At 38.4% G+C, this 22101-nt stretch carries 20 protein-coding genes; 11 read left to right on the top strand and 9 right to left on the bottom strand.

Annotated elements, in window-relative coordinates; translation table 11 throughout:
• The first annotated feature begins 15 nt into the window (after window positions 1-15).
• From R2R28_RS11360 to R2R28_RS11345, 4 genes are all read left to right on the top strand, one after another.
• Entirely contained in the window at window positions 16-2235 is a 2220-nt protein-coding gene (locus R2R28_RS11360) for a transglycosylase domain-containing protein (RefSeq protein ID WP_316825797.1), read from the top strand.
• A 191-nt stretch (window positions 2236-2426) separates the two neighbouring features.
• Window positions 2427-4229, top strand: a complete 1803-nt coding sequence (uvrC, locus tag R2R28_RS11355) for an excinuclease ABC subunit UvrC (protein ID WP_316825796.1) — start codon at window positions 2427-2429, stop codon at window positions 4227-4229.
• Window positions 4230-4359: 130 nt separating this feature from the next.
• Window positions 4360-4758, top strand: a complete 399-nt coding sequence (locus tag R2R28_RS11350) for a nuclease A inhibitor family protein (protein ID WP_316825795.1) — start codon at window positions 4360-4362, stop codon at window positions 4756-4758.
• Window positions 4759-4796: 38 nt separating this feature from the next.
• On the top strand, window positions 4797-6170 hold the full coding sequence (locus tag R2R28_RS11345) for a DNA/RNA non-specific endonuclease (RefSeq protein WP_316825793.1): 1374 nt from the start codon (window positions 4797-4799) through the stop codon (window positions 6168-6170).
• A gap of 558 nt (window positions 6171-6728) precedes the next feature.
• Here R2R28_RS11345 and gldN read toward each other — a convergent pair.
• The 8 genes from gldN to R2R28_RS11305 all read right to left on the bottom strand — a co-directional run bounded on the left by gldN (window position 6729) and on the right by R2R28_RS11305 (window position 14520).
• On the bottom strand, window positions 6729-7640 hold the full coding sequence (gene gldN, locus R2R28_RS11340) for a gliding motility protein GldN (protein WP_316825792.1): 912 nt from the start codon (window positions 7638-7640) through the stop codon (window positions 6729-6731).
• Between the two features lie 7 nt (window positions 7641-7647).
• Entirely contained in the window at window positions 7648-9180 is a 1533-nt protein-coding gene (gldM, locus tag R2R28_RS11335) for a gliding motility protein GldM (RefSeq protein ID WP_316825791.1), read from the bottom strand.
• A gap of 42 nt (window positions 9181-9222) precedes the next feature.
• Window positions 9223-10029, bottom strand: a complete 807-nt coding sequence (gldL, locus tag R2R28_RS11330; protein WP_316825789.1) for a gliding motility protein GldL — start codon at window positions 10027-10029, stop codon at window positions 9223-9225.
• Between the two features lie 40 nt (window positions 10030-10069).
• On the bottom strand, window positions 10070-11395 hold the full coding sequence (locus R2R28_RS11325; RefSeq protein ID WP_316825788.1) for an SUMF1/EgtB/PvdO family nonheme iron enzyme: 1326 nt from the start codon (window positions 11393-11395) through the stop codon (window positions 10070-10072).
• A gap of 225 nt (window positions 11396-11620) precedes the next feature.
• Window positions 11621-12391, bottom strand: a complete 771-nt coding sequence (locus R2R28_RS11320) for a uroporphyrinogen-III synthase (protein WP_316825786.1) — start codon at window positions 12389-12391, stop codon at window positions 11621-11623.
• A gap of 14 nt (window positions 12392-12405) precedes the next feature.
• Window positions 12406-13383 (bottom strand): DUF4271 domain-containing protein, encoded by a 978-nt coding sequence (locus tag R2R28_RS11315; protein WP_316825785.1) that lies wholly within the window; start codon window positions 13381-13383, stop codon window positions 12406-12408.
• Between the two features lie 91 nt (window positions 13384-13474).
• Window positions 13475-14071, bottom strand: coding sequence for a mobile mystery protein B (locus tag R2R28_RS11310; RefSeq protein WP_316825784.1), 597 nt, complete (start codon window positions 14069-14071; stop codon window positions 13475-13477).
• The gene (locus R2R28_RS11305; protein WP_316825783.1) at window positions 14062-14520 is read right to left on the bottom strand and encodes a mobile mystery protein A; all 459 of its coding nucleotides are present in this window, start codon (window positions 14518-14520) and stop codon (window positions 14062-14064) included. Before R2R28_RS11305 ends, R2R28_RS11310 begins: the two co-directional genes overlap by 10 nt.
• A gap of 181 nt (window positions 14521-14701) precedes the next feature.
• Between R2R28_RS11305 and hemW the strand changes: the two genes are divergently transcribed.
• From hemW to R2R28_RS11270, 7 genes are all read left to right on the top strand, one after another.
• Entirely contained in the window at window positions 14702-15835 is a 1134-nt protein-coding gene (gene hemW, locus R2R28_RS11300) for a radical SAM family heme chaperone HemW (RefSeq protein WP_316825782.1), read from the top strand.
• Window positions 15836-15924: 89 nt separating this feature from the next.
• Entirely contained in the window at window positions 15925-16707 is a 783-nt protein-coding gene (locus tag R2R28_RS11295) for an SDR family oxidoreductase (RefSeq protein WP_316825780.1), read from the top strand.
• Window positions 16708-17273: 566 nt separating this feature from the next.
• A complete protein-coding gene (locus tag R2R28_RS11290) occupies window positions 17274-17825 on the top strand; it encodes a fasciclin domain-containing protein (RefSeq protein WP_138818693.1) in 552 nt (183 codons plus the stop codon).
• A 180-nt stretch (window positions 17826-18005) separates the two neighbouring features.
• Window positions 18006-18887, top strand: a complete 882-nt coding sequence (locus R2R28_RS11285) for a cupin-like domain-containing protein (protein ID WP_316825779.1) — start codon at window positions 18006-18008, stop codon at window positions 18885-18887.
• Between the two features lie 81 nt (window positions 18888-18968).
• The gene (locus tag R2R28_RS11280) at window positions 18969-19754 is read left to right on the top strand and encodes a DUF3050 domain-containing protein (RefSeq protein WP_316825778.1); all 786 of its coding nucleotides are present in this window, start codon (window positions 18969-18971) and stop codon (window positions 19752-19754) included.
• A 126-nt stretch (window positions 19755-19880) separates the two neighbouring features.
• The gene (locus tag R2R28_RS11275) at window positions 19881-20759 is read left to right on the top strand and encodes a cupin-like domain-containing protein (RefSeq protein ID WP_316825776.1); all 879 of its coding nucleotides are present in this window, start codon (window positions 19881-19883) and stop codon (window positions 20757-20759) included.
• Between the two features lie 104 nt (window positions 20760-20863).
• Window positions 20864-21478, top strand: a complete 615-nt coding sequence (locus R2R28_RS11270) for a sugar O-acetyltransferase (RefSeq protein WP_316825775.1) — start codon at window positions 20864-20866, stop codon at window positions 21476-21478.
• 142 nt (window positions 21479-21620) lie between these two features.
• Here R2R28_RS11270 and R2R28_RS11265 read toward each other — a convergent pair whose 3' ends face one another.
• The gene (locus tag R2R28_RS11265) at window positions 21621-22046 is read right to left on the bottom strand and encodes a nuclear transport factor 2 family protein (protein ID WP_316825774.1); all 426 of its coding nucleotides are present in this window, start codon (window positions 22044-22046) and stop codon (window positions 21621-21623) included.
• Window positions 22047-22101: the final 55 nt, after the last annotated feature.

Below are 22101 nucleotides of genomic sequence, written 5' to 3'. Positions count from 1 at the left end.
AAATAACAACACAAAATGAATAAGTCCCTTTCTGCACAAGAAACAAAAAGATATAGTTTAATCATCTGGAAAATATTAATCGGGGGAATAGCCCTGTTTGCTATTTTCATTTCGATGATTGGTTTGGGCTTATTCGGGGCACTGCCTTCTTTCAGGGATATTGAACACCCGAAAAGCAACCAGGCATCAGAAATTATTGCTGAAGATGGTCGTCCGTTAGGTACCTATTTTGTTCAGAACAGGTCTAATGTTACCTATAAAGATATTTCTGAAAATGTAATCAACGGCTTAATTGCCACAGAAGATACCCGCTTTAAGGAACACTCTGGTATCGATTTTAAACGTACTTTCTCTATTATCGGGTATAATTTAATCGGCAAAAAACAAGGCGCAAGTACCATTACCCAGCAATTGGCCAAAAACCTTTTTCCACGAGAATCGAACCTGAATTTTTTCTCACTGGTGCTCACCAAGTTTAAAGAATGGATTGTTGCTGTTAAACTGGAGCGCAATTACACCAAGGAAGAAATTATCACCATGTATTTAAATACGGTTGATTTTGGCAACCAGGCTTATGGGATTAAATCAGCTGCAAGGGTATATTTCAATACTACCCCCGATAAACTGACTCTAACACAGGCTGCAACTTTGGTTGGGATGCAAAAAGGGATTACCATGTATTCGCCAACACGCCATCCGGAACGTTCGAGAGACCGTAGGAATACTGTAATGGCTTTAATGGTTAAATCTGAACTTTTAACGCAACAGCAATTTGACGAAGAAAAAGATAAACCTTTAAACCTGCATTTCAACGCGGCAACGGTTAATGATGGCATTGCACCATATTTCCGTTCGGTACTGAAGAATGATATCAAAACCATTTTCCAGGAGCAGTCGATTACAAAACCTGATGGCACACCTTACGACTTAGACCGTGATGGTTTGAAGATTTATACCACATTGAATTATGATATGCAGGTATATGCCGAAGAAGCACAAAAAGAATATATGAAAGTGCTGCAGGCGCAGTTTATCGCCAGCTGGAAAGGTAGAAACCCCTTTAAAGATAAAACTTTACAGATAGAACAGGGCATTAAAAGGTCTGACCGTTATAAATCGTTAAAACTCGAAGGTAAATCCGACGATGAGATAAAAGATGATTTCAATACCAAAACAGAAATGACCATTTTTACCTGGAAAGGTAATATTGATACGGTAATGAAACCAATTGATTCTGTACGTTATTACAAAATGCTGTTGCGTAATGCGATGATGACAATGGATCCAACCAACGGACATGTAAAGGCATGGGTTGGCGGAATTAATTACGAGCATTTTAAATATGATCAGGTAAAAATGGGAACCCGTCAGGTAGGTTCAACAGCTAAGCCATTTACTTATGCCGTTGCCATCGAAAATGGTTATTCTCCTTGTTACACTGTACCCAATGTACCTGTAACGATTGAAGGTTATGGCGACCCTTGGACGCCAAGAAACTCGGGCAAACCACTACCAGGCAGCATTACTTTACAAAAAGCCCTGGCTTACTCTCAAAACTTTGTTACGGCTTATTTAATGAAACAGGTTGGTCCTGTTGCCGTATCAACACTGGCTACCAAAATGGGTATTCCGAATGTACCGGCATTTCCATCGATCTGCTTAGGAACGTTTGATTCATCAGTTTTTAATATGGTGGGTGCTTATGGTGCTTTTGCCAATAAAGGCACTTATACCAAACCTATTTATTTGTTAAGGATTGAAGATAAAAACGGGGTGGTATTGTTTTCTCAAAAGGAAATACCAAAACCGATTATGAGTGAAGAAGTAGCTTATGTAATGACAAGGATGCTTAAAGGTGTGGTAACCAACGGAACCGGATCGAGACTGAATTATAAATATAAAGTTAACGCACCAATCGGGGCGAAAACAGGTACAACGCAAAATAACTCCGATGGTTGGTTTATGGCCATTACGCCGCAACTGGTAACCGGTATCTGGACGGGTTGTGAAGACAGGGCTTTCCACTTTATCAGTACGAGCCAGGGTGAAGGTGCCAATACCGCCCTTCCCATTTTTGCAGGTTTTATTAAAAGGGTTTATGCTAATCCGGCTTTAAAAATCAGTCATGCTGATTTCGAAGCACCAAAATCGGGGGTTTCCATCACATTTGATTGTAACCAGTACCAGCAACAGGAAGAAGGTACAAGTGAACTTGACGAGAAATTGGGTTTTTAATCATCAGCTTCTGCGTGAAGGATAGCAGTGGAAATCCTTTTGTTGCCAGTTGAGTGCAGCCGAAACCCAACAAAAGATTGTAACGGATAGCCTGACCCTTTGCGTAGCTTAGGGGCACGCCCAAATCATAAATACAGTAAATCGGATCATTTAATCAAAATTTTCCCTCTCGAATCCTATTTTTGTAAATAATGAGCAGTTTCGACCATAAAACAGCATTAACCGCAATTCCACATAAACCTGGCGTATACCAATATTGGGATGCCGACGGAAAGCTAATGTACATTGGTAAAGCGAAAGACCTGCGCAACCGTGTAGGATCATATTTTAATAGCGATAGAAACCAGTTTAATGGCAAAACGAGGGTATTGGTATCCAAGATCCGCAAAATTACCTTTACCATTGTTGATACAGAGATTGATGCCTGGCTGCTGGAAAACAGCCTGATTAAAAAACATCAGCCAAAATTCAACATCAACTTAAAAGACGATAAAACCTATCCATGGATTATCGTAAAAAATGAAAATTTTCCGCGCATTTACTGGACGCGTAAAGTAATAAAAGATGGTTCTACTTATTTCGGTCCATACGGATCAATAGGTATGATGCATACCATTTTGGATCTGATTAAAGAAACCTATCCTTTACGTACCTGTAGTTTGCCCTTAACGGAGAAAAATATAGATGAAGGCAAATTTAAAGTCTGCCTCGAATACCAGATCGGCAACTGTAAAGGTCCTTGCCAGAATTACCAGACGGAAACCGATTATGATAAAAATATCGGCGAAATCAAAGAAATCCTGAATGGTAAAATCGGGAATGTCATTCGCGATGTAAAAGGGATCATTAAATCGGCTTCTGAAGATTTAAATTTCGAACTGGCCCATCAATACTCCCGTAGATTGCAGGTTTTGGAGAAATACCAAAGCAAATCGACCGTAGTAAACAGTGCCATAACCAATGTTGATGTGGTGAGCATTGCCTCTGATGAACGTTATGCTTTTATAAATTACCTCAAAGTGATGAACGGAACGATTATCCAGACACAGACCATTGAGGTTAAAAAGCAGCTGGATGAGAGCGATGATGAGATTTTAACACTGGCGATGCTGGAGTTCAGAACAAAGTTTAACAGTACCTCAAAAGAAATTATTGTTCCTTTCGAGCCTTCATTAGAAGATGAAAGTTTAAAATTTACCGTTCCAAAACTGGGCGAAAAGAAAAAACTATTAGAACTTTCGCAAAAGAATGTGCTGTTCTTTAAAAAAGAAAAACTGAACCAATACGAAAAGTTAAACCCGGATTTACGCACCGACCGGATTTTAACTACGATGCAGAAAGACCTGCGTTTAACGCAACTCCCAAAACATATCGAATGTTTTGATAACTCTAACTTTCAGGGGAAATACCCGGTTTCGGCTATTGTGGTATTTAAAGATGCTAAACCCTCTAAAAAAGACTACCGTCATTTTAATGTGAAAACGGTTGAAGGTCCAAACGATTTTGCCACGATGGAAGAAGCTGTTTTCCGTCGTTACAGGCGAATGTTGGATGAAAACCAGACTTTGCCTCAGCTCATCATTATTGATGGTGGTAAAGGCCAGCTATCGTCGGCTATGAAGAGTTTAAAGTTATTGGGGATAGAAAACAGGGTTACGGTAATTGGTATTGCCAAACGCCTGGAAGAACTTTTCTACCCAGGTGATTCTTATCCTTTATACTTAGATAAAAAATCGGAAACGCTAAAAGTAATACAACAATTGCGAGATGAGGCCCACCGGTTTGGGATCACCTTTCACCGCAAAAAACGCGATCAGGGTACGCTTAAAACTGAACTCGAACAGATTGAGGGTATTGGTAAAACTACAGCCGATAAGTTGCTTACGCACTTCAAATCGGTTAAAAAGATTAAGGAAGCCACGGAAAAGGAACTCTCGGAAGTGTTGAACAAAAAACAGGTAGTAACATTGTTAGCGCATTTCAAAGAAGCATAAATTACAAATGTAAACAATAACAGACGTTCGGGTAAAATTGTTAACACTTTATTAATCTTGATTTGGCATAACTTAAATACTTTTTCTATAATTTAGGGCTGTTAATACTCGTAAAACCATCCCTATTTACATGAATAATAACATCCTGGCCTCCATTACCAAACTTTTATTGGGCGTATTGTATTTTACTGAATCAGAAAGCCCGTTTAAAGCGGCTGATTGGGGCAAAATAACTCCTGCTGAATTATTGCAGAAAATTGCAAGTCAGTATCAATCCACTCCTTCGCATTTAAAGCAGGTAGATGATGTCGTTTTTTTCGATCACCTTATTTCAAAAGTTGATGCAACTGATGCACCAATGGTCGAAAATGCCCGTAAAATAGCCGAAATTCACCACTTTATAAAACAAAACCTATCCAACATTACTGTAGTAAGAATGGAGGGTGCCAGCAGAATCCCAGTGCTCATTTCGGGTTATCTACCTGATGGTACATGCCTCGTTATCGAGACCTTCGCTGTAGAAACCTAAGAAATTATCCCATCCATTAAATAATCCCAAACCAAAACATGAAAGCATTAAAAAAATTAAGCTTACTGGCCGTTTTATGCCTTGGCCTGGCTGCCTGTAAAAAAGAAAATCAAACGCAACCTGAGGCAAGCCAGTTTGAACAAAAATTAAACACTAAAGCTGCTACCGCTACCGCTCAGGCAGTAGTTGCAGGTTTCCCTGAAACTTTCGAATCCGGAACCAAAACAAGTTATACTACCGCATCTGTTACTTTAAGCAGTGGAAGCTGGAGCCTTAATGATGCCTTAATCGGAAATCTTGCCGCAGATGCAAAAAACGGGAGTCAATCAGCACGTATCCGTAACACAGGAATACTGAGCATGAATTTTGATGTAAGCGGAGCTGATGTAGTCACCATTGCACATGCCAAATATGGTACCGATGCCAATAGTACCTGGCAGCTTTGGTACTCTACCAATGGCGGCTCAAGCTGGCAACAATCAGGTAGCACCATTTCCAGTAGTGCAACAACCTTAGCAACCGCTACTTTTAATACCTCAATTTCTGGAAATGTACGTTTTCAGATCCGTAAAATCAGTGGTGGTACTGCCCGTATTAATATCGATGATTTCAGTATTTCTACCGGAGGCGGTACTACCACGCCACCTACCACAACGCCAGGCGATAACAGCCATCTTTTATTAGGCAACCCAAGCAACGCCGTTGCAAGTACGTCTTTCCCGGAAAATTACCTGATGGAACGCACGTATTATACCAGTTCTTATAGCAAAAGCAGGGCAACGCCTAACTGGGTAAGCTGGCACATCGGATCGTCTGATTTAGGTTCTACACCTCGTCAGGATGATTTCAGGGCTGATAATACTTTGCCAGCTGGCTGGTACCAGGTATCAAGCAGCAGTTATTCAGGTTCAGGATTTGATCGTGGTCACAATTGCCCATCAGCAGACAGGACAGCTTCGGTTGCATTAAACTCTTCTACCTTTTTAATGAGTAACATGATGGCACAGGCACCAAACAATAACCAGGGACCATGGGCAGATCTGGAAAACTATACGCGTTCTTTGGTAACAGCAGGAAATGAAGTTTATGTCATCTGTGGTTCTTATGGATCAGGTGGTACAGGGAGCAACGGAGGCACCACATTTAGCATTGATAATGGCCGTGTTAACGTACCTTCTAATACTTGGAAAGTGATTGTGGTATTGCCAAATGGAAATAATGATTTAAGCAGGATAACATCTTCTACCAGGGTGATTACGGTAAACATGCCGAATACAAACGGATTAAACACCAATTGGAAAACATACCGTACAACTGTAAATTCAATAGAATCTGCAACGGGGTACGACCTTTTATCAAACGTATCAACATCAATCCAAAATGTATTAGAGGCTGCTACTGATAATCAGTAGTTAGGATTTAGTTTTAATGTTAAAGCGGTAATCCCTAGATTTGGGTTACCGCTTTTTTGTATTAGGTTATTAAAGATCCTTCGTTACATCAGGATGACAACTCCAATAAAAGTGTCGTCATCTCGATTCTGCATCGACAAACATTAAATCGGATCGTCATCCCCGTGCAAACGGGGATCTTAATACGATCGCTACTAACGTCCCGCATTAGGATTGCTTTCTCGTAAAATTGGACAGGCTTTACCCACGCCATAATGAATTCTGCTCCCCCCCTCGAACGCTTTAAGATTCCCAATCGGGTTGGGAATGACGAATCGCGGGATATGTAGGTAGCAAACACACAGCACGCAGTGAAGAATCCTTTACACTTCATTAAAAGACCCTTCGTAACCTCAGGATGACAGCTTTAACAAAGCACCGTCATCTCGACCGAAAGGCAGCGAAACGAAAAGATTTATCTCTAGATAGATTTCTCGACTTCGCTCGAAATGACGGTGAAGAGAAAGGAATTCTCCACAAACAAAAAAGCTCCGATTTTCATCGGAGCTTTTTAAAAGATTAATATTCCCAAAGACCTTGTTCGTAATCGAGAACTGATTTTTTGATCCGCTCTGATTCGTACAATCTTTCTTTAGGATTTGAAATAATATCCCTGATTTTGTTATCACCCGGATTAGATTCTTTAACAATATAACTGCTAAATAAACGGCGGATAAAGAAATCGTCAAAACTCAATGATGATGCATCATTATTGGTATTGATTAAACGCTTTTTGGTCAAAATTTCTCTTGCTTCAGGATAATATACCCAAAATACCGGTTGCCATTGTTTAGAGGTCTCATTATATTTTAATGGGGCAATCCCTATAATACGCGGTTCGAAAATAGAACGTTTGGTATCAAAAATCCAATCTTCTTTAATCCTGAATTTCAGGAATAAATCCGCATTAAAATCATTAACAACAGTGGTAACTGTTCCCGTTTTATTATTCGAAACCTCCGCTGTTCCTAGTGCCGATTTAGCTGCAGAATCTGCCGACATCGGGTTAAGGAAAGCATCATCTTCGTTTAGCGCACTATCAATTGGCGAATAAGCCGTTAATTCGTCTTTTTTAATTGCAGTAATCAATACATCCATCAATCTCGACTTTGGCGACCTTAATGGTGAGTTTACTGTATCACGTAAATCAATTTCTCTCCAGATTCGTTTTGCATAAAAAACATCCTCTTCCCTTACATCTGCTAAAGGAACCATTTCAGTACTGTCGATGTCCTTGCGGGCATAGAAACCATCTTTAGGTGGTACCTTTAGTTTCTTTTTAGCTGTTTTAACAGGAGCTTTTACCGTATCAACTGCTGGAGCAGCTACTACAGGTGCAGCTTTCTTCGGTGCTAACTTTGTACGCTTTTTTTGTGCAAAAGCAAACGTGGTTAACAAAACTAAAATAGCAATACTTAAAATCCTTTTCATCTTTTTTTTATTTTACACTAAACGCCAATGAAGGTAAAATTCTTTGACGGCCATCAGGACCTACAGAAACTATATCTTCAAAAAACACCCTTGTACCAGGTGTAATAGAGTTAATGGCACCTTTAACCGCACCTGCAAAACTTCCACCGCTACCAGCAATGGTAACTGCATCAGAACGAGGTTTGATAATGGTTAATTTATAACGTTGTATCTTAAATTTAACATCGAATGGAAAATCATCCAGATCTGCTTCAATTTCTGATTCACTTTTTAACTGTACCGAAGCCACATCACCTCCAGCGCGGCCACCAACCTTTGCTACCGGAGCTGGAATGGCTTTAACCCTGAATTTTTGTGAGCCTAAACTAACTGTTTTACCAGCGTTAGTTGCAGAAACATTAATTGATACTTCTGAACCCACCATGCTACCCGGAACATTTACGTTATAGTTTCCGTTACTGCCCGACATTGAACCTCCTGAAATAGAAGCATGAACGCTCTCTAACGGGAAACCTGCTGCCGATACTGTAAATGGATTGGCAATACCTGCATAAATTACATTCAACTTTGTTGAAGCAACTGATGCTGATGGCTTAGCAACCTGATAAGTTTGTGGCTGGGTTTTGTATTCTTTCACCTGCCCGTCAGTTTGGCGCACACGCACAGTACCCACCCAGGTAAACTGACCAACACTACCCGTACCACCACTGTATGTTCCTTTACCATCTTTAATGGATAGTTTGTTTCCGTTAACGGTAATATCAGGAGTTGATCTTGAATCGCTTGCTGTTAAAAATACTTCAGCAGTATATGGTTGTCCTTGAATCACGTAAGAAGTAGGTGCTACTGCAACTGCTGCAAACTGATCGAGGTTAACCTGTGCTTTATCCATATTTCCGAACAATTTTTTTACTACTTCTGCTTCAGCATTTTTAGTATCTGTTTGCAGTTTAGTTAAAATCGTCATAGCAGCCGTTAATGGTGTTCCCTCACCGAAGTAAGTTTCCTGCCAGTTGCCTTTTCTTTTTATAGCAGGATCTTTGGCTTCAAGAGAGAATGAAACATTCGCCCTATCGGCAGGATCTAATAAAGAGATTAATTTTTCGCGTGTTGCGTTAATCTTTGCCTTTAATTCATCTGCTTTCTTTTGATTAATCATGATATTTTGGGCAATATCCTGATTAGATCTGTTTACCAGGTCGCCAGTTTCCGGATCAATTCCGTCACCAGCCTGGGTAAATTCCTTTTTAATGCTTTCAATGTAATTATTTAAGTCATCAGCGGCCTTCTGTGCCTGTTTTGCCTTATCGTAAATTGGCTGTGCACGGGCTGGCTCTTCTTTCAACTTCGAATTTTCGAAGGCAGAAAATAACTGATTAATACTTGTATTTACATTGTTTTTAGAGGTATCCAAACTATCGTTGATATTTTTGAATGCATCTAAAATGGTATCTGATACGTTTAAGGCGAGCATAGCCAACAATACCAAATACATGATATTGATCATCCGCTGCCTTGTTGTTTCTTTTCCGCCTGCCATGTTTGATGTAGCTTTTCCTTTAAAAATTAAAAACTAAACAAATTATACACGTGGGCCATTCATAGCCGATAGCATATTGCCATAAATTGCATTAAGCGATGATAGGTTTTTAGCCAGTTTGTTCACCTCTTCTTTAAACTGTTTCGAATCTTCCATCGATTCGTTAAAGTTCTGCATGGTTAAAGACAAGTTTGAATAGAATTTATTCATCGATTTTAAATGTGCACTCGAATCCTGCAATTCTAATTCATAAACCGCGTTTAAAGCTGATAAATTTTTAGCTAAATTGTTCACCTGATCGTGGTAAGCCTGAGAATCTACATTGCTTTCGCCCATTGCTTTTAAATTAGCTGTTGCTTTTTCAAAAGATGCACTTAAGTTATCAAAACCAGCAGATGCCGTTTTAATTTTACCGGTAAATTCGTTAGTTGCGGTAGAAGCATCTGCAACATTAGAAATTGTTGCTACTTTATCACCAAATGTACGTAAACCTGTACCTAAACTTTCGATTAATTCAGGACCGATTTTAGCATCTGATAACATTTTGTCTAAAGCTGCTGTGTTAGAAGAAGCTGCTGCGGCTACTGGTCTTGCCGATGCTGTTGGCAATTCTCCTTTAAAATCTTCTTTTAATTCAGGGTAAACTCTTTCCCATGCTGGTTCTGGTTCTGGTGGGAAAAATCCGGTTAAGAAGAATAAAAATGCTTCCACTCCAAGACCAAGCCCGATCATGTAGTTACCTACAATTCCACCAATGTGTAGAATTTTAAATAACGCTCCGATAATTACAATACTTGCTCCCCATGAAATCGCTACGTGTAACCAGCCTGGTTGTTTCTTTGCTGCCATAAAATTTTGATGTTTTTCTTTAGTTTTTAGTTTGATTGGTTTAATGTCTTAAATCAGTACCTGGATAAGATGAAACGCATCTGAAACCAATGTATGATCTTTGTGTATCCTGGTATTCGTAAGTTGCTACCGCGTTCTGTAAAAAGTAACCGGTATCTTTCCATGAACCACCTTTTACAACCTTACGTTTTTTGTATTTGCTATCATTAGCACCTGCATCGTAAGTAAAGTTAGGGTTTAAATCATGTAACAATGGGCTGGCGCCTTTGTTGTATGCGGTTAATGTCCATTCAGAAACATTTCCTGCCATATTGTATAAACCATAATCGTTAGGAAAATAAGACCTTACGCCAACAGTATAAATACCACCATCGCTTGAATAATCACCGCGGCCTGGTTTAAAATTCGCCTGTAAACAGCCTTTCGTATTTCTGATGTAAGGACCACCCCATGGATATTTTGTCTTGGTATTACCACCACGTGCAGCATATTCAAATTCTGTTTCAGCTGGTAATCTGTAATCTGATCTCGATCCTACAGGTAATTTTCTAGCTGTAGCCACACCATCATATAACCTTGTTCTCCAGTGGGAGAATGCTTTAGCCTGCTCCCAGCTCACCCCAACAACAGGATAATCATCATAAGAAGGGTGATTATAATAACCACGAACCATCGGGTCGTTTTGTGAGTAAGAATAATCCGTTTTCCAAACCATGGTATCAGGGTAAATGGCAACGGTATAACGGTCGATATAATCCTGGCGTTTGCTGTTTGGATCTTTGTGGCCAATGGCCGCTTTCTCCATATTTAATTCCGCGTAAGAATATTCAAATTTACGAACATCAAGTTCTTTTTTGCCCGGAAGTGCATCAAGGCCAGAATAGTACATCCCATCTAACTGACTCACCTGAGCAGCGGCTGCCCCCCTACCCTTGTTCCGCCAGATATTTGCACCATTTGGACCCACTTTTTTCCAGTCAATATATTTCTCTCCACCAACAGCTGCCGCAGCATTACCCCTTGGCGTGATCATAAATTGCTGAGGATTACCCATCATGACAATAGCAATCGAATCGCGCACCCAATTGGTAAACTGACGGTATTCGGCGTTAGAAATCTCAGTCTGGTCCATGAAGAATGCACTGATGGTAGTCATTCTACCCGGCAAATTCTGAGAAAAAGTAATATCCTCATCAGCACCTCCAAGTACGGTATGCCCCGGTGGAACATATACCATTCCCAATGGAATTCGATCGTTTTTAAATTTTCGGTTATAAGCACCAACCAGCTCACCCTGACCACCGTGGCCACAGCTAGCTAGCATTACAGTTATACCTACAATAGCTAGAAGGTAAATTTTCTTCATATTTTTTTATGGTGTGCAAAGCACGCTTAGGAGCAATTTTATCAAAAATCACTGAAATTATCAACAAAAACAAATATTTTACGTTAAATCATTACTACAAAGCGATTAAAGTTAGTTTAATGATTTTTATAGCTTTTATTATTTGTAATAAAAAATGCGCAACTCTCTTTATAACAGCAAAGTTACGCATTTATTGTATTGACGTAAAATAAATTATTGAATGTATTATTTATTAGATATTTTGATATAATTTTCAATGGCCATTGTCATTGACGGCACACCCGGGGTTGGTGCTGCAATATCAACTATAAGATCCATATCGGCACATGCTTTACTGGTATTTACACCAAAAGCTGCAATGCGCGTATTGTTTTGCTTAAAATCAGGGAAATTTTTAAACAGAGATTGGATACTTGATGGACTAAAGAAAGCAATTACATCATAAAAAACTTCGGCCAGATCAGATAAATCGCTTACTACAGTTCTAAACAGAACTGCCGGAGTAAAATCATACCCGCTTTTTTCCAAAAATTTCATGGTATCTTCTGTAGCCACATCAGAGCAAGGATATAAAAATTTCTCACTGGCATGTTTTTTCAGCACTTCTGCCAAATCTGCTGCAGTTTGCTTTCCGAAGAAGATTTTACGCTTTCTGTACTGGATATACTTTTGAAGATACAAAGCGATTGTTTCAGAAAGACAGAAATATTTCAATTCTGCCGGCACATCATAACGCATTTCTTCACAAATTCTGAAAAAATGATCTGCTGCATTACGACTGGTAAAAATTACTGCCGTAAAATCGACCAGGTTAATTTTATCCTTTCTAAAGTCTCTTGCCGGCACCCCTTCTACATGAATAAAAGACCTGAAATCAACTTTTAAGTTGAGTTTTTTGGCCAAATCGTAATAAGGAGATTTTTCGGTTTCAGGTTTTGGTAAAGTAACCAAAATACTTTTTACTTTGCGGATTCTAGAGTCGTTCTTTTCTTGCATTTTCCTTTTTCCTGCTACAGCCCTATCGTTTTAATTAGTATGAGGATAGGACATATTTCGAGGGCGCAAAAGTACAAAATTAAATGCATTCTAGAAAACTTATTATTAGAAAGTATAGTTATACCCGCCCTCAATAACTGAAAAGCAAATATGATGCCTAACAACAAGAACGCCAATACGATATAAACAGCTCCATATTTAAGTGGCGATAAGGCAAAAGCCACAACCAGAGGAATAAATAACAATGATGCGTTGAAGTAGCTGAGGTATAATATGGAGATATATTCGCCAACCGGTTTTTGAACATTAAACAGGTAACCGAGAAAGCGAAGGAGGACTAATTTGAGTGCATAAAAAACAATAATGGTAATCGATATGCTAAAGAAAAATTTAAATCCATCTTTAGCCTGGTACATATCGTTCCACTGTGCCACCAGGAAAAAAAACATCCCGAAAACAAAGCCAAACTGCACAAATAACAATAAAAATGGCCACGAGCTAAAAAGATTGTCTTCTTTATTGATGTTATTTAATATCCTGTTGCTAAAAAACGATTGAACAATGGCAGAAAGCTGTTTGGAAAAAGCATTTTTTAAAACAGCAAAAATAACGAGCATACCAAAAATGAAACCCAGTAAACCAACATTTCCTTTGGGGATTTTTGTACCCAGTTGATAAGGATTTGCTTTTTTCTTTAAATGATGGTATTTCTTATGCCATGCCCATAAATCCAGCTTGGTAAAAAGATATTCCTTTTCAATCGTATCTAAAAGCGCACTCTTATTGATCAAACTATCCGGCAGCACCCAGGTATGATGAACCAGCGAATCGGTAGAAAATTTCTGCCGGGCCAATGTTGCCGAATCCGGACGATACCTCCGGTACCGGTATTGATTTACCACAACGCTATCTGTTTGAACAGGAACCTGCTGAGCTGCCACAAAATCTGCAGACCATAAAAATGCAAACAAAATGAAAATGAATTTCGGCATGCTGTAAATCAAAACTTAAGGATGCAAAAGTAGTCGAATAATCATTGTTTACCTAAATAAAATAAATGGATTGAAGAATATATTAATCTGATTATGACCTTGCAAACCAGAGAATTTCTTCATAATCGCCTTTGTCGGCCAATTTCAGTGCGTCAAGGTAGCTTTTCCTGTTGTCGCTTTCTTTTGAAAGGCTTGCAGCGCCCCATGTAAATACCGGCCTATCAAATAATTTTTCAATAATAATATCGGCCAGCAACCTGCTATGCCTGCCATTTCCATTAGAAAAACAATGGATGCTCACTATGCGATGCTTAAAGCGAATGGCTATCTCATCAGCAGAAAAAGTATTATTTGCAATCCAGAACCTAGCATCTTCTAATAAATTCTTTAATTCAATAGCTACTTGCCATCTATCAACCCCAATGTTTTTATTCGTATTCCTAAATTTTCCTGCCCATGCCCAAACATCTTTATACATGCGCTTATGTACGTCTTTAATAAAAGCTTCCGTAAATAGTTTTTCAGCTTTAAATTTTCTCCCTAATGTCCACAGTATTGCTTCTTCGATATTTTGCTGTTCAAATTCATCGAGTTCATCTCTTGTTGCAATAGAAGAAATGAGCAGATCTTCTTTTTCTTCTTCGTCTAAAGGAGTCTGCCCATCAATGTAAATTAAATCTAATCCCATAAAATTTTAGGCACTTCGTTTTTAATTTCCTTAGTTCTTTCTTTTATAGCCTTTTCAATCCTTTCTTTAGAATTTTCCTGATCTTCTAATTTCATGGTATTTGATGTACGAAGCACAATTCTTGTGGCAAGTTCATTTGCCTTTTTCTCGATCATGGCATCCAATGAACCATCTTTGGGCACAAAACCATAAACCAGTTCCATATCTAAAACCCTCCCCAATTCACGAAGGGATTTTATGGTAATCGAGCCATCAACTTCCCTTTTTTCGATATCCAAAACCCCCTGTCTACTAATCGAAAGTTTATTGGCCAATTGTTGCATAGACATGCCAAGTGTGTTACGGATTGCTTTAATCCACCCACTCGCCGGAATTGCAATATGGCTTAATACGGCAAAACTTAAAAGTTTCCCGTTTAACTGTTGTAACATTAAAGATTTCTTCCCCATAATAATATAAAGATAAAGCTATTACTTGACAAAAACAACATAAAAGTAAAGCTATTACTTGACAAAAACAACTTAAAAGTAAAGCTATTACTTTACTTTTATAAAAAATGTCTAAATAATATAAACCAATTGCCAAACATTTATGACAGTAAAGAAAATTTAACTTCAGTATCTTTGCAAAATGTCCGGTATTTATATCCATATTCCTTTCTGTAAAAAGGCCTGTCACTATTGCGATTTCCATTTTAGCACGTCCTTAAAATATGCTGAAGAAATGGTTGATGCCATTTGTAAAGAAATCAAAATGAAAAAAGACCGCATTACAGGGCAGGTTGGAAGCGTTTATTTTGGTGGCGGAACCCCTTCAATTTTATCGCAGGCAGCTTTACAAAAAATTTTCGATACCATTACCCATACTTTTTCAGTTGATGCAAATGCAGAAATCACCATCGAAACCAATCCTGATGATTTAACTGCTCAAAAATTAAAAGAACTTAAACAACTGCCGGTTAACCGCTTTAGTGTGGGCATCCAGTCTTTTTATGATGAAGACCTCATCTGGATGAATAGGGCACATCAGGCCAGGGAAGCTGAAGACTGTATCAGGAGAAGTCAGGATGCCGGTTTTGAAAACCTAACACTTGATTTGATTTATGAGTATCCTTTACTCACCGATCAAAAATGGCTAAATAATATCCAAAAGGCGGTTGAACTCGAAGTTCCTCATATTTCGGCCTATGCTTTAACCGTTGAGCCGAGAACAGCTTTGGCTCATGCCATTAAAAACAAAAAGCAAAGTCCGGTAAGCGATAACCAAAGTGCTGCTCAATTTGTAATTTTAATGGAAAAACTGGTTGAAGCAGGTTTTGAGCATTATGAAATTTCGAATTTTGCCAAACCCAATCATTATGCAGTGCACAATACCAATTATTGGAAAGGCATAAATTATATTGGCATTGGCCCATCGGCACATGGCTTTGATGGACAGAACCGGTATATGAATCCAGCAAATAATGCGCTATACATGGAGACTTTAGGGCACAACAAACTCCCTGAGTTGGTTGAAGAATTGAGTTTGAACGATCGGTTTAACGAATATGTAATGACTTCGCTCAGAACCATGTGGGGAACGAACCTGCAAAAAATAAATACAGATTTCGGGAAAGAATTTTTAGAAGAAACCAAATACAACCTTAAAAATTTTGAGGATAAAGATTGGCTGGTTATTGATGGAGATAAAATCAGGTTAAGCCAAAATGGAAAATTATTTGCCGATCATATTGCTTCAGAATTGTTTATTGTAGCAGATGAATGAATGAGTGAGTTTTGAATGAGAGAATGCTTTTTAGCACAAGTCTATCATTCTGTCAATCAATCATTCCTTCATTCAATAATTATATATTTATGTCAAAAATTGTGTGGATTACAGGCGCTTCTTCAGGTATTGGCGAGGCCCTGGTATACGAGTATTTTAAAGCAGGTGATAAACTGATCATTTCAGGCAGAAACCGTGATGAACTGTTCCGCGTAAAAGGAAATTGCCAAAATTCGTTTAATGTACATGTTTTACCATTCGATTTAAGCGAAACCGAAACACTGGAAAATAAAGCCGCTGATGCCATCCGTATTTTCGGAAAAATAGATTTACTGATCAATAGCGGTGGCGTGAGTCAGCGGAGTTTAGCCCTCGAAACCAACCTGCAAACAGAACAGCAGATTATGGACACTAATTTTTGGGGAACAGTAGTATTGAGCAAAGCAGTTTTACCATTGATGATAGCCAATGGCGGCGGACAGATTGCCATAATCAGCAGTTTGGTTGGTAAATTCGGTACTAAATTCCGCTCAACTTATGCAGCCTCAAAACATGCATTACATGGTTATTTTGATTCCCTCCGATCAGAAGTTTATGATAAAAACATCGATATTACAATTATCTGCCCGGGCTTTATTAAAACAAATGTAACCTATAACGCCCTCACTGCAGATGGAAAACCGTTAAACATCATGGGCGATGCGCATGCAGATGCAATGACACCGGCCGAATGCGCCAAACAGATCGTACAAGCCATCCGCAATAAAAAAGAAGAGGTTTACATCGGTGGTAAAGAAACAAAAGCGGTATTATTGAAACGTTTTTTTCCTAAGATTTTTTCTAAAAAAGTGCGGACTTCAAAGGTGAACTAGGGAGGCGTTTTGCGGTTGGTGGTAAGTGAGACTAGCTAGATTTCTAAAGGATACGACTTAAGGAAGAACTCAACTTACCTAAACACGATCTGCCCGATTTAAATAGAACGGAGATAATGTACTCTAGCCTAGCTCATTGGAAAGATGTGATCTATGTAATAATCTCTTTGTAGCGCGTTGAAAAAATAGCATCAATGGTAGAGGCTAGATTTTGTAAAATACATTGGAGGTTTAATAACAGTGCGTAGAATCGTCATTGCCAGCTCGACTGGCAATCGGAATGCCTTAACAGAGATTGCAGGTTGCATTAAGATTCCCTGCGCGAGAATGACGACCAATTTTTTAAATCTGTAAATGGTAAAGTAGTCGAAGAACAGCCAGAAGATTTAGCAAAATTCTGACTACCCTAACCTAAAAACTACTACAGCATCTTTCCTAAACTAAAAAACACAAAATTAAATAACTCATAACCAGATAATTAAATAATATTTTTTATTTCTAAAAACCAAGTATCTGTAAGCCGTCGTAAATGGAATCAAATAACAGAAACTTAAAAATTAGAAATAATGAAAAATTTAATCCTATCAGTTTTTGCCGTAATTACAATGGCATTTACAACACAAGTTTACGCTCAAAAAAATCCAATGGTTGGTGGCGCAGCGATGTATGCAACTAAAGACATTGTAGATAATGCAGTAAATTCAAAAGACCACACCACACTGGTTGCCGCAGTAAAAGCAGCAGGTTTAGTAGAAACGTTAAAAGGCGCTGGTCCTTTCACAGTTTTCGCTCCAACAAACGCAGCGTTTGACAAACTTCCTGCCGGAACGGTTGACAATTTGGTTAAACCAGAAAATAAAGCAACCCTTACTAAAATTTTAACTTACCATGTTGTTGCAGGTAAAATGGATAGCAAAGCAATTGCAAAAGCAATTAAAGCAGGCGGTGGTAAAGCTGAGTTAACAACAGTAGAAGGTGGTAAACTTTGGGCCTGGATGGAAGGTAAAAAATTAGTTTTAAAAGACGAAAAAGGTGGAATGAGCACTGTAACAATTGCAGATGTTAATCAGAAAAATGGTGTGATCCATGTGGTTGATACCGTTTTAATGCCTAAATAATATATCGTATATCCTTATGATCAACCTAAACGTTCTGGCTTTCGCTGGGACGTTTTTGTTTTTTAAACACCACCCATCTGACTTTTTTTGATGAATTGTCAGTTTTTTTTCAAGTTTTTTCATTTCTGATACTTCCTGTTTTTTAACTATTTAATTTTGCTGCATTAATAGTTTATTAACATGAAATTCAATTTATCTCCGATAGATGTAGTTGAAGACATATCTAAATCAGATTTCGAGCTGAACTACCTTAAACCCCGCAAACCTTTGGTAATAAAAAACATGGCCAAACAGTGGCCGGCTTATCAAAAGTGGACAATTGACTATATGAAGGATGTTGTTGGCGATAAAACTGTTCCGCTTTACGACAGCTCGAAAGCTGATCCTTCTAAACCCATAAATGCTGCGGCTGCCGAGATGAAATTTGGCAATTATATTGATCTGATTAAGGAAACACCAACGGATTTGCGAATCTTTTTATTCGATCCGATAAAATTCGCACCTCATTTATTGGAAGATTATATTGCTCCGAAAGATTTAATGGGCGGCTTTTTAGACAGTTATCCGAATATGTTTTTTGGCGGCAAGGGTTCGGTTACCTTTTTACACTACGATATTGACCTGGCACACATTTTCCATACCCATTTTAACGGGCGCAAACATGTAATCCTTTTCGATTATAAATGGAAAGAACGTTTGTACCAGATTCCTTACGCCACTTATGCATTGGAAGATTATGATGTAGAGAATCCCGATTTTGATAAATTCCCAGCCTTAAGAGGCGTGCGGGGAGTGGAAGCCTATTTGGAACATGGCGATACCTTATTTATGCCCACCGGTTACTGGCACTGGATGAAATACCTCGATGGATCTTTCTCCATTAGTTTAAGGGCATGGGATAAAAGCTGGGCGGTAAAAGCAAAAAGCTTGTATAACTTAACTTTACAGCGTAAATTTGACGACTTTATGAAAGCAAACTACCGTGAAAAATATATGCACTGGAAAGAAAAACTCGCTATAAAAAGGGCAGGTAAAGCATTAGAAAAAAATTTGCCGAAATAAGCGAAAAGAATAAAGCGAAAGATTAAACAGGATGATGAGATTTGGAATCCAATCTCAAAACTCCAAACACCAAACTCAAATATGCATCCTAACATTATAAAAATACAAGAAAGCATCACGCCACTTAGGCAGCAGATTATTAACCATAAAGTTTACTCTGCAATTAGTGAATTAGAAGATCTTCGGGTTTTTATGGAACACCATATTTTCGCGGTTTGGGATTTTATGTCGTTGCTTAAAGCTTTGCAGATTAACCTTACCTGTACCAGCTTGCCATGGTTCCCTGTTGGCGACCCGGTTACGAGGCAGTTAATTAACGAAATTGTTGCTGGTGAAGAATCGGATGTGGATGCTGGTGGCGCCATTAAAAGCCATTTCGAACTCTATTTAGATGCTATGGACCAATGTGGTGCAAATACTAAGCCCATTAATGATTTCCTTAATGCTTTAAAAAATGGTAAAAGTTTTAACGAAGCTTTTGAAATTGCTCATGTACCTAACGCAGCTAAAGATTTTGTAAATGCGACTTTTGAAACCATTAACAGTGGCAAAACACATTTACAGGCAGCCAGTTTTACCTTTGGCAGAGAGGATTTGATCCCGAATATGTTTTACAGCATGGTAAACGATTTAAACAGTACACAAGCGGATCAGGTATCGATCTTTAAATATTATTTAGAACGCCATATTGAAGTGGATGGCGATCACCATAGCCATTTGGCGCTCTCGATGACAGAGAAACTCTGCGAAAAAGAGGAAGGATTTTGGATTGAAGCAGAACAAACCACCAAAGTGGCTTTACAGAAACGTATCGACTTGTGGGATGCTGCTTACGCCGAAATTGTTAAAAATAAAGTTGAAGCGTAATTACTAAATTGTTAAGTATTTGCTAATTTAGATTACGTGATTTTAGTCACATTTACCTGTTAACTTCAATTTTGTAAAATAAAATTTACACATTTGTTGTTCGGCACAAATAACCGATTTAAGCGCATGAGTTTCATTTTAAAACCTGTTGATATTGTTGAAAATATCACTCCTGAAGATTTTAAGAAAAATTATTTGAAAACTAAACGTCCGTTAGTAATCAGGGGCCTTACCAAAGATTGGCCTGCGAGAGAAAAATGGACGACTGAATATTTAAAAGAAATTGGCGGTGAATTAGAAGTTCCCCTTTACGATAACTCTAAAGCAGATCCATCAAAGCCGATTAATGCAGCTGCGGCGCACATGAAATTTGGCGATTACCTTGACCTGATCAAACGTGAGCCAACTGAACTGAGGATTTTCTTTTTTAACCTGTTTAAAAAAGTGCCAAGTTTAATCAATGATGTAAAAATCCCTAAAGATTTAATGGGTGGTTTTATCGAAAGCATGCCTGCTATGTTTTTTGGCGGCTCTAACTCGGTAACCTTTTTACATTATGACATCGATTTGCCACATATTTTCCATACCCATTTTGGCGGCAGAAAGCATATCGTACTTTTCGATAACAAATGGAAAGACAGGTTATATTGTTTACCAAATGCAACTTATGCTTTGGAAGATTATGATGTTGCCAACCCTGACTTTGAAAAATTCCCTGCGCTAAACGGTGTAGAAGGTTACGAAGTTTTCTTAGAGCATGGCGATACTTTATTTATGCCAACTGGCATGTGGCACTGGATGAAATACCTGGATGGCTCGTTCTCATTAAGCTTAAGGGCATGGGATCAATCGATTACCCGTAAAGTGGCCAGTGTTTGGAGTTTATTTACCCATGGCGCGATTGATAGTTTGATTAAAATGACTTTTAAAGAAAAATATGCGAACTGGAGAGAGAAAAAAGCAGTTAAAATTGCTGAAAAGGCTTTAGCCAAAGGCAGACCATAAAAATTATTGAAAATTAAAATACAACGGGGCATCGGTAACGATAGCCCCGTTTTTTGTTATAATTGCAAATAAAGTTTAGTTCACATCAAAAAATGAGATTATAAATGGATACCAACATACTTACCGAAAAACAAAAAATGCTAGCCGGCAAAGCCTATCAGGCTGGAGGTGAAGAACTATCAAAAGAAAGGTTAAAAGCCCGGGAAATTGTTTTCGAATTTAATAACCTCGCTCCAAAATTCATTAAACAACGTAAAGAATTGTTAAAAAGGCTTTTTGGAAAAACGGAAAGGATGTTTTATGTAGAACCACCTTTTAGATGCGATTATGGTTACAACATCGAAATCGGTGATAACTTTTATGCAAACTTTAACCTGGTTATTTTAGACTGTGCAAAGGTGAGTATTGGAAATAGTGTTTTTATAGCCCCAAACGTAGCCATTTACACCGCAGGCCATCCCATCCATGCACATTTAAGAGATCAGGAATACGAGTGGGCACAGGAAGTTACCATTGGCAATAGCGTGTGGATCGGAGGAAACGTAGTGATCAACCCAGGCGTAAAAATTGGATCGAATGTCGTTATCGGATCAGGAAGTATCGTAACCAGGGATATTCCGGATAACGTTTTTGCAGCAGGAAACCCGTGTAGGGTAATCCGCCAGTTAACCGACGCAGATAAAGATTATTATTATAAGGATTTTAAATTGGGGGAGTAATTTTTCATAAAATTCGTCATTGCGAGGAGAAACGATGAAGCAATCTTACAAGCTTACAAATCAATTTATCGTTTTAAGATTGCTTCCTCGGCTGAAGGAGCCTCATCGCAATGACGACTCCTGAATGTTCCTCATTTCTGAATTAACTGCTATGATCAGCAATCACCTTCCACTCTCCTTTTATTTTTTTAATCAAAAGTGTAAAATAGCCCTTAAGTTCGTCTTTTTCGCGCTTTACATTCCAACTGCCCAGCACAAAAGCGAGATCTGGCTTTAAAAAATCTACTTTTTTTATTCCAAAAACTAAAAAACCCATTGCTGATTTGTCCGGATATCCTTTTTTGTAATTATCCAGTGTTTTCTGCCAACCGTAGGTTGGTCCACTTTTTCCTACAAAAAGTAAACTATCTGATTTGATATAACCTTGCATATAAGCTTCAATATCACCTTTATTCCAATCACTACGCTGTTTTTCGAGCAGATTGAGTATCGCTTGTTTATCTTTTGCATTTTGGGCATAAACACTAAAAGAAACAAAAAACAGAACGATAAAGAGTATTTTTTTCATGATGATTACAATTTTGGTAAAAATTAAAGATATGAAACAAATTATTTCGTTCAAC

This window comes from Pedobacter miscanthi (assembly GCF_032678605.1).
Classification (GTDB): Bacteria; Bacteroidota; Bacteroidia; order Sphingobacteriales; family Sphingobacteriaceae; genus Pedobacter; species Pedobacter miscanthi_A.
The sequence above is the reverse complement of the archived record's forward strand: the minus strand, read 5'-3'. Positions and strand labels throughout refer to the sequence as shown.

Excerpts from the sequence above, each read along its gene's own strand:
- R2R28_RS11345 (WP_316825793.1), top strand. The coding sequence starts at position 4,797 with ATGAAAGCATTAAAAAAATTAAGCTTACTGGCCGTTTTATGCCTTGGC.
- R2R28_RS11295 (WP_316825780.1), top strand. The coding sequence starts at position 15,925 with ATGTCAAAAATTGTGTGGATTACAGGCGCTTCTTCAGGTATTGGCGAG.
- R2R28_RS11325 (WP_316825788.1), bottom strand. The coding sequence starts at position 11,395 with ATGAAGAAAATTTACCTTCTAGCTATTGTAGGTATAACTGTAATGCTA.
- R2R28_RS11310 (WP_316825784.1), bottom strand. The coding sequence starts at position 14,071 with ATGGGATTAGATTTAATTTACATTGATGGGCAGACTCCTTTAGACGAA.
- R2R28_RS11270 (WP_316825775.1), top strand. The coding sequence starts at position 20,864 with ATGGATACCAACATACTTACCGAAAAACAAAAAATGCTAGCCGGCAAA.
- gldL (WP_316825789.1), bottom strand. The coding sequence starts at position 10,029 with ATGGCAGCAAAGAAACAACCAGGCTGGTTACACGTAGCGATTTCATGG.
- R2R28_RS11285 (WP_316825779.1), top strand. The coding sequence starts at position 18,006 with ATGAAATTCAATTTATCTCCGATAGATGTAGTTGAAGACATATCTAAA.
- R2R28_RS11320 (WP_316825786.1), bottom strand. The coding sequence starts at position 12,391 with ATGCAAGAAAAGAACGACTCTAGAATCCGCAAAGTAAAAAGTATTTTG.
- R2R28_RS11275 (WP_316825776.1), top strand. The coding sequence starts at position 19,881 with ATGAGTTTCATTTTAAAACCTGTTGATATTGTTGAAAATATCACTCCT.
- R2R28_RS11305 (WP_316825783.1), bottom strand. The coding sequence starts at position 14,520 with ATGGGGAAGAAATCTTTAATGTTACAACAGTTAAACGGGAAACTTTTA.
- R2R28_RS11280 (WP_316825778.1), top strand. The coding sequence starts at position 18,969 with ATGCATCCTAACATTATAAAAATACAAGAAAGCATCACGCCACTTAGG.
- R2R28_RS11360 (WP_316825797.1), top strand. The coding sequence starts at position 16 with ATGAATAAGTCCCTTTCTGCACAAGAAACAAAAAGATATAGTTTAATC.
- gldN (WP_316825792.1), bottom strand. The coding sequence starts at position 7,640 with ATGAAAAGGATTTTAAGTATTGCTATTTTAGTTTTGTTAACCACGTTT.
- hemW (WP_316825782.1), top strand. The coding sequence starts at position 14,702 with ATGTCCGGTATTTATATCCATATTCCTTTCTGTAAAAAGGCCTGTCAC.
- R2R28_RS11350 (WP_316825795.1), top strand. The coding sequence starts at position 4,360 with ATGAATAATAACATCCTGGCCTCCATTACCAAACTTTTATTGGGCGTA.
- gldM (WP_316825791.1), bottom strand. The coding sequence starts at position 9,180 with ATGGCAGGCGGAAAAGAAACAACAAGGCAGCGGATGATCAATATCATG.
- R2R28_RS11265 (WP_316825774.1), bottom strand. The coding sequence starts at position 22,046 with ATGAAAAAAATACTCTTTATCGTTCTGTTTTTTGTTTCTTTTAGTGTT.
- R2R28_RS11315 (WP_316825785.1), bottom strand. The coding sequence starts at position 13,383 with ATGCCGAAATTCATTTTCATTTTGTTTGCATTTTTATGGTCTGCAGAT.
- R2R28_RS11290 (WP_138818693.1), top strand. The coding sequence starts at position 17,274 with ATGAAAAATTTAATCCTATCAGTTTTTGCCGTAATTACAATGGCATTT.
- uvrC (WP_316825796.1), top strand. The coding sequence starts at position 2,427 with ATGAGCAGTTTCGACCATAAAACAGCATTAACCGCAATTCCACATAAA.